Annotated in this window: 6 protein-coding genes and 5 tRNA genes; 4 read left to right on the top strand and 7 right to left on the bottom strand. The window is 73.3% G+C overall.

The annotated features are described in order from the left end of the window. Positions 1-53: 53 nt before the first annotated feature. From ACFWJ4_RS40575 to ACFWJ4_RS40595, 5 genes are all read right to left on the bottom strand, one after another. A tRNA-Val gene (locus tag ACFWJ4_RS40575) sits at positions 54-125 on the bottom strand. A gap of 44 nt (positions 126-169) precedes the next feature. Further along, positions 170-241, bottom strand: a tRNA-Val gene (locus ACFWJ4_RS40580). Between the two features lie 41 nt (positions 242-282). Further along, positions 283-354 (bottom strand) — tRNA-Val (locus ACFWJ4_RS40585). A gap of 32 nt (positions 355-386) precedes the next feature. Continuing rightward, positions 387-460, bottom strand: a tRNA-Cys gene (locus tag ACFWJ4_RS40590). Between the two features lie 40 nt (positions 461-500). Next, a tRNA-Gly gene (locus tag ACFWJ4_RS40595) sits at positions 501-573 on the bottom strand. A gap of 320 nt (positions 574-893) precedes the next feature. Here ACFWJ4_RS40595 and ACFWJ4_RS40600 point away from each other — a divergent pair. From ACFWJ4_RS40600 to ACFWJ4_RS40610, 3 genes are all read left to right on the top strand, one after another. Next, entirely contained in the window at positions 894-1,994 is a 1,101-nt protein-coding gene (locus ACFWJ4_RS40600) for a chorismate-binding protein (RefSeq protein ID WP_380554253.1), read from the top strand. 12 nt (positions 1,995-2,006) lie between these two features. After that, positions 2,007-2,837 (top strand): aminotransferase class IV, encoded by an 831-nt coding sequence (locus tag ACFWJ4_RS40605; RefSeq protein WP_380554256.1) that lies wholly within the window; start codon positions 2,007-2,009, stop codon positions 2,835-2,837. 89 nt (positions 2,838-2,926) lie between these two features. Continuing rightward, positions 2,927-3,775 (top strand): GNAT family N-acetyltransferase, encoded by an 849-nt coding sequence (locus ACFWJ4_RS40610; protein ID WP_380554259.1) that lies wholly within the window; start codon positions 2,927-2,929, stop codon positions 3,773-3,775. Positions 3,776-3,787: 12 nt separating this feature from the next. Here the strand turns inward: ACFWJ4_RS40610 and ACFWJ4_RS40615 are convergent, their stop codons facing one another. Beyond that, positions 3,788-4,288 (bottom strand): DsbA family protein, encoded by a 501-nt coding sequence (locus ACFWJ4_RS40615; RefSeq protein WP_380359240.1) that lies wholly within the window; start codon positions 4,286-4,288, stop codon positions 3,788-3,790. 110 nt (positions 4,289-4,398) lie between these two features. On the opposite strand from ACFWJ4_RS40615, the gene ACFWJ4_RS40620 reads away from it, so the two are divergent. Beyond that, positions 4,399-4,860 carry a hypothetical protein gene (locus tag ACFWJ4_RS40620; protein WP_380554262.1) on the top strand — a complete coding sequence of 154 codons (462 nt, stop codon included), beginning with the start codon at positions 4,399-4,401 and terminating at the stop codon, positions 4,858-4,860. Between the two features lie 17 nt (positions 4,861-4,877). Here ACFWJ4_RS40620 and ACFWJ4_RS40625 read toward each other — a convergent pair whose 3' ends face one another. After that, positions 4,878-5,447 carry a CGNR zinc finger domain-containing protein gene (locus ACFWJ4_RS40625; protein ID WP_359915386.1) on the bottom strand — a complete coding sequence of 190 codons (570 nt, stop codon included), beginning with the start codon at positions 5,445-5,447 and terminating at the stop codon, positions 4,878-4,880. Between the last annotated feature and the right edge of the window lie 242 nt (positions 5,448-5,689).

The following is a 5,689-nucleotide window of genomic DNA, read 5'->3' on the forward strand; positions in this document are numbered from 1 at the left end:
AGATTTTTATAAGAGAATTCGATCCTCTTGTATCGCGGCCCCGGCCGTTACTGTGCGCGATACTGGGATTGAACCAGTGACCCCTACCGTGTCAAGGTAGTGCTCTCCCGCTGAGCTAATCGCGCCTGGTGCGGCGGTGTTGCAGCAGACCCCGGAGGGCCCGTTACTGTGCGCGATACTGGGATTGAACCAGTGACCCCTACCGTGTCAAGGTAGTGCTCTCCCGCTGAGCTAATCGCGCCTGATGTGGCGGTCCTGCAGCAGACCCCGGAGGATCCGACGTGCGCGATACTGGGATTGAACCAGTGACCCCTACCGTGTCAAGGTAGTGCTCTCCCGCTGAGCTAATCGCGCGGGGAGGCCCCCGGTCGAACCGGGGGACCTCTTGGAGGTGGAGACGGGATTTGAACCCGTGTACACGGCTTTGCAGGCCGTTGCCTCGCCTCTCGGCCACTCCACCAGGCAACGCATGAAGAACGATCTTACACTGTTCTCCATCGAGCGGACGACGAGATTCGAACTCGCGACCCTCACCTTGGCAAGGTGATGCTCTACCAACTGAGCCACGTCCGCCTGTCTTCCGGGGGGCTTCACCGCTTTTCTTCGGCTGCGCTCCCTGGCGACGTGTTGAACTCTAGCGGATTCCCGGGCCAGCTAAAAATCCGTTCCCGCAGCATGCCGAGGGGATGGCCGGTGAGCGCCGTCCCGTCAGCGCTCCCGGACGGCCACCGGCTGCCACCTGCGGCGCTCCCGGACGATCATCCGCAGGTCACCCGGCGCACACCCGCGTGACGCACGCAGCTGCTCGTGCGCGGGGCGCGAACCGGACCGGGCCCACGCCCCCCGACCTACACTTCAGGCACCGCCGCCCAGCACCACCGCGCAGGAGAACCGTGTCCGGCCACCCCGACCCCCGCACCCCGCTCGCCCGCTTCGGCGGCCGCCTGGCCACCGGACTGCGCGACGTCACCTCGGACCCGGCCGCCCTGGACTCCGCCGGCTACTGGGCCGTCGCCTACGACTTCGAGGGCCGGCTGACCTGCGCCCGCTTCGACCAGGTCCGCCCGGCCCCCGCCCCACCCTCCGGCGCGGGCTGGCGCGGACCGGAGGCCGGCAGCTGGCACAGCTCCCTCGACCGCACCGCCTACACCGCGGGTGTCCGCCGCATCCGCGAGCACATAGCCGCCGGCGAGGTCTACCAGGCCAACCTCTGCCGGGTGCTCTCCGCACCGCTGCCCGACCCGGACCTCAGCGACGTCGACGCCCTCTCCGGCCTCCTCGCCCACGGCAACCCCGCCCCCTACGCCGGCACCGTCCGCCTGCCCGGGCACGGCGTCGAGATCGCCACCGCCTCGCCCGAGCTCTACCTGCGCCGCACCGGCCGCACCGTCTCCTCCGGCCCGATCAAGGGCACCGGCCGCACCGAGGACGACCTCCTCGACAAGGACCACGCCGAGAACGTGATGATCGTCGACCTGGTCCGCAACGACCTCGGCCGGGTCTGCGCGACCGGCAGCGTCACCGTCCCCGACCTCTGCGCCGTCGAGAAGCACCCCGGCCTGGTCCACCTGGTCTCCACCGTCGAGGGCACCCTGCGCGACGGAGCCGGCTGGCCCGAGCTCCTCGCCGCCACCTTCCCGCCCGGCTCCGTCACCGGCGCCCCCAAGTCCAGCGCCCTGCGGATCATCGAGGCCCTGGAGACCGCCCCGCGCGGCCCGTACTGCGGCGCCGTCGGCTGGGTCGACGCCGACCGCGGCGAGGCCGAACTCGCCGTCGGCATCCGCACGTTCTGGATCGACCGGGCGGACCCCGGCGCGCCGGTCCTGCGCTTCGGCACCGGCGCCGGCATCACCTGGGGCTCCGACCCCGAGCGGGAATGGGCCGAAACCGAACTGAAGGCCGCCCGCCTCGTCGCGATAGCGTCGGGTGGCGAACCCGGTGGCGAATCCGGCACCGGAGCCGACCCGACCGGGGCCTGCGCCCCCACCGCCTAGGAGCAGCACCCGATGCACAACCGCACCACGAGCTGGGTCAACGGCTCCCTCGTCGACTCCGCCGACGCGGCCGTCTCGGTCCTCGACCACGGCCTCACCACCGGCGACGGCGTCTTCGAGACCCTGAAGACGGTCGACGGCCGGGCCTTCGCGGTCACCCGCCACCTGGACCGGCTCACCCGCTCCGCCCGCGGCCTCGGCCTGGCCGACCCCGATCACGACCTGGTCCGCGAGGCCTGCGCCCAGGTGCTCGCCGCCAACCCCGCGCCGCTCGGCCGCCTGCGCGTCACCTACACCGGCGGCAACGGCCCGCTCAGCTCCGAGCGCGGCACCGCCGGCCCCACCCTGGTCGTCGCCCTCAGCGCGATCGGCCACCGCCCCGACGAGACCGCCGTCGCCGTCGTCCCCTGGCGCCGCAACGAGCACAGCGCCGTCGCCGGCCTCAAGACCACCTCGTACGCCGAGAACGTCGTCGCCCTGGCCGCCGCCCACCGCGCCGGCGCCTCCGAGGCCCTGCTCGCCAACACCGCCGGACGGCTCTGCGAGGGCACCGGATCCAACGTCTTCGTGGTCCTCGGCGGCCGCCTGCTCACCCCCGCCCTCGCCTCCGGCTGCCTGGCCGGCATCACCCGGCAGCTCGTCGTCGACTGGTGCGGCGCCGAGGAGGCCGACCTGCCGCTCGGCGCCCTCCAGGACGCCGAGGAGGTCTTCCTGACCTCCACCACCCGCGACGTCCAGGCCGTCACCCGCGTCGACGACCGCGAACTGCCCGGCATCGGCCCCGTCACCGCCAAGGCCATGGCCGTCTTCACCGAGCGCAGCGGCGACGACCTCGACCCGTGATCCCCGTCCGGGAGAGCATCCCGGAAGAACGCCGGGGAAGCGCACCGGCCGCGTGGATAACCCCCCGTGCAAGGGGAAGGGACCACCACATGACCACCACGCTGCGCCCCGAGGGCCCGGAGACACCCACCGCGGCCGGCGGCCGCACCAGACGCTGGCTGATCCTCGCGAACGGCCGGCCGGTCGGCGCGCTGCGCACCACCGCCGACCCGCAGGGCGATCAACTCTGGGGCCGGATATCCGAGTTGGAGATCACCGAGGGGCGCGGCCGGGGTCGGGGAACGTTCGGCGGGCTGGCCGCCGAGGAGGTGCTGCGCACCTGGGGCTGCACCCGCGTCGACGTCGGCGTCCCGGAGCCGGCCGCGGCGGCCCGGGGGCTCGCCGTGACGCTCGGGTACACCGAGCGGGCCCTGGCCATGTCCAAGCGGCTGACAGTCGCCCCGGACCTGCCCGCGGGGCTGAGCGTGCGCCCGTTCGACCGGAGGGCCGAGATCCGGGACTGGTTCGACCGGTCCGTGCAGGACTACGTCCGCATGATGGTGGCTTCCGGCCTCACCGAGGAACAGGCCCGCGCCCGCTCGGGCGGCGGGCCGCAGAACCCGGCCGCGCCGGACCCGGAGACCCCGGGCATGGTCCTGCGCCGCCTGTACGGCGCCGACGGCGGGGAGGAGCCGTACGGCCTGCTCTGGCTGCAGCCGCGCCTGCGCGACCTGCCGGACGGTGAACCGCTCGCCTGGGTGATGAAGGTCGAGGTGTCCCCGGCCCACCAGGGCCAGGGACACGGACGCACGCTGATGCTGCTCGCCGAACGCGAGTGCCTGGCCGCCGGGGTGCGGAACCTCGGCCTCAACGTCTTCTCCGGCAACGAGGTCGCCATCCGGCTCTACACCTCGCTCGGATACCGGGTCACCGAGCGCCTCTACGGCAAGCAGCTGTGACCCGGCGTGTCGTCAGGAAGCCTTCGCCGCCTCGATGACGGCCACGATCCGCTCGCGCAGCCCGTCCTGGCTCTTGCCGCCGTCGAGGCGCTGCCCGCCGATCACGTACGTCGGCGTGCCGGTGACCCCGATCGCCTTGCCCTCGGCCTGGTCGGCGTCGACGGTCAGCATGTGCCGGCCGTCGATCAGCGCGGTGTCCACCTCGTCGACGTCCGCCCCGACCTCCCGGGCCACGTCCAGCAGCACCTGCTGCCCGCGCGCGTCCAGCTCCGCGGTACGGGCCAGCAGCGCCTCCACGAACGGCCAGCCCAGCCCCTGCGCGAACGCCTCCTCGGCCGCTTCCGCGGCGGCGTAGGCGTGCTTGTGCTTCTCCAGCGGGAAGTGCCGCACCTCCACGGGCAGCGCGTCGCCGTACTGCGCGCGCAGCGCCCGTACGTCGTCCAGCGCGGTGTGGCAGTCCGGGCACTGGAGGTCGCACCAGAACTCGAGGCGGGGGAGGGAACCATCGATCATTCCCCCAGTGTTCCACTAGTGGGCGCCCGCTCCGGCCGGAGGTGCGCCCGAGGGCGGACCGAGAGGAAGGCACCGATGACCAGGACGACCGGACACGAAGGAGCGGCACCGTGCTGAGCGCGGCGATCAGCTTCGTCCTCACCGCGGGCGGGGTGGCCTTCGCCGGGCTGCGGGCCTACCGGCGGCGCTTCCTGTCGGCGACCCGCTGGTTCGCGGTGGCCCTGCTGCCCGCCGGGCTCTACCTGACCGGCCTGTTCCCGTTGGCGAGCACGATCGGCCGGGAGTTCGCCGACTGGGCGACCAAGCTGGTCCTCGACCCGCGGGTGTGGACCGGCATCGCGCTGCTCGGCGTCTCGGCGGTGCTGCTGGTCACCACCCGCTGGGTGGGCCGCCGGGGCGCCGGGGCGGTGGAGAGCGCCCCGGAGCGCCCGGCCGCGGCCGGGCCGGCGCCCGAGCGTCCGGCGGTGGCGCCGACGCCCAGGGCCCCGAAGAAGCCGGCCGCGGGCAAGCGGGAGGACGGCCTCGGCGACTTCGCCGACATCGAGGAGATCCTCCGCAAGCGCGGGATCTGAACGGGAGGACCGGCCGGTCAGGCGGAGGGGACGGCCTCCGCCGACCGCTGCCGCGCCCGGTAGGCGGCGACGTGCAGCCGGTTGCCGCAGGTGCGGCTGTCGCAGTAGCGCCGCGAGCGGTTCCGGGAGAGGTCCACGAAGACCCGCGCGCAGTCCGGCGCCTCGCAGCGGCGCAGCCGCTCCCGCTCGCCCGCCATGAGGATGAGGGCCAGCGCCATGCCCAGCTCGGCCGCCAGGTGGTCGCCGAGGGCGGCGTGCGGCGCGAAGTAGTGGATGTGCCAGTCGTGGTCGTCGTGGTTGGTCAGCCGGGGTGTCGTCCCGGCGGCCGCGACGATGGAGTTGACCAGCTCCGCGGCCTGCGCGGTGGACTCCGTCGCGAACACCTCGCGCAGCCGGGTGCGCAGCTCGTGCACCCGCCGCAGGTCGTCCTCGGTCAGCGAGTCGATCTCGCTGATCTCCCGGCGGACCACGAAGGCGTCCAGCGCGGCGACGTCCGGCAGCCGCTCGGCGCCGCACACCTCGGGTGCGGTGTTGAGCAGCTCCACGAGGAGGCTCAGCGCGCACTCGGTGTCATGGGTGATCAGCACGTTGGGGGCTCCTCGCGCAGGGGACTCCGATACCCCGCGTCCACGGTTACCCCAGACCATACCGGGCCTTGTGCCGGTAGGGCGGCGCCTTCTTTCGAAGATGTGTGCGCAGTCCGACAAGGCGTCCGAAACCGGGCGCCGCCGGGGCCCGCCGGCCCCCGAACCGGCTCCGAGGGCCGTGCCGCCACCCGCCGGAAGACGTCGGCGCCCGGCACCGAGGCCGGCCACCCGTGAGGGTGGCC

Source organism: Kitasatospora sp. NPDC127067, assembly GCF_042724755.1.
Lineage (GTDB): Bacteria > Actinomycetota > Actinomycetes > Streptomycetales > Streptomycetaceae > Kitasatospora > Kitasatospora lactacystinica.